The 1,083-nt window shown below is 76.4% G+C and carries 1 protein-coding gene; it reads right to left on the bottom strand.

Annotation, left to right across the window (positions count from 1 at the left end; translation table 11 throughout):
- Positions 1 to 1,083, bottom strand: a 1,083-nt coding sequence (locus AB4043_RS26420; protein WP_442308644.1) for a GAF domain-containing protein, incomplete at both ends; no start/stop codon positions are given.

Genomic DNA, 1,083 nt, shown 5'->3' on the forward strand with positions numbered 1-1,083 from the left:
GCTGAGCAGCACCACATCGCCGAAGCGGGCCAGCCCCACGGCAGTCACCACGGCCGGTGGCGCCGCGCTGCCCGGGAACCTGAGCACCGTGTTCCGGCTGCGATACGGGGCCCCAGTGCTGTGCACCCGCTTGATCCGCTCGAACAGGCCGCCCTCCGCGGCGAACAGCGGATACGCCTCCAGCAGCGGGAGCCCGGTCAGGGAGCCACGGGGACGGCCGGCCGGGTCGGTGAAGCGCGTGTTGGTGTGCTCGATCATGAAGTCGGTGATCCGGCCGTCGCGGTCCCGCAGCGGGCGCAGCAGGGCGGCGGAGTCCAGCACGCCGTCGAGCAGTCCGACGAGCCAGGCGGCGGCCCCGCCGGGCGGGCTGTCCGACTCCACGCCGTGGTCGGAGAGCGACAGGGCGCACAGCTTGGCCAGGGCGTCCAGCTGCCGTTGGAGGGCGAGCCCGGGGTGGGGGCCTGGCCAGTGGACCTCCAGGACGCCCACCCGCTGACCGCCGACTTGAGTGGGCACGACGGCCCGTGTGCCGCCGCTGCCGCCGCCGCTGCCCACGCCGATGGTGGGCGGCGGCGGGTCGCCGGACTCGTTGATCCACAGCGTTCGGTCCTCGGTGATGGCCTGCTGGGCCGGGGTGCCGAGCCCCGGCGGCACATAGCGCCAGCGGGCGGCCTCCGCCGGGCCGAACCCCGCCTCTCCCGCCAGCGTGAGGGAGCCGTCGGGGGCGGCCGACCACACGGCGGCGGCGGTGGCGCCCAAGGGGCTCAGGGCCCGGTCGAGGAGGCCGCGGGCGAGTGCCTGGGTGTCGTCACCGGCCAGGATGGCGGCGGCCTCCGCCGTACGCAGCCGCAGGGCGGGCCCTTCGCGCCGCGGGCCCGTGGCTTCCCCTGCGGCTCCCTCTGCCGTACGGCCGGTGCCGGACGCGGCGGCCTGCGCGGTACGGGCTTCCGCGACCGCGCTTGCGGTGGCGTCGGAGGCGGCCTGGTTGATGATGTCGGCGGCCAGCTCGGGCAGGGGCATCCGGGCCTCGGAGGCGAGCGTCCGCAGTTGCTGCGCGGCTTCGGCCGGAGCGCAGTTCAGCCG

It is taken from the genome of Terriglobus sp. YAF25 (assembly GCF_052113305.1).
Taxonomy (GTDB): domain Bacteria; phylum Acidobacteriota; class Terriglobia; order Terriglobales; family Acidobacteriaceae; genus Terriglobus.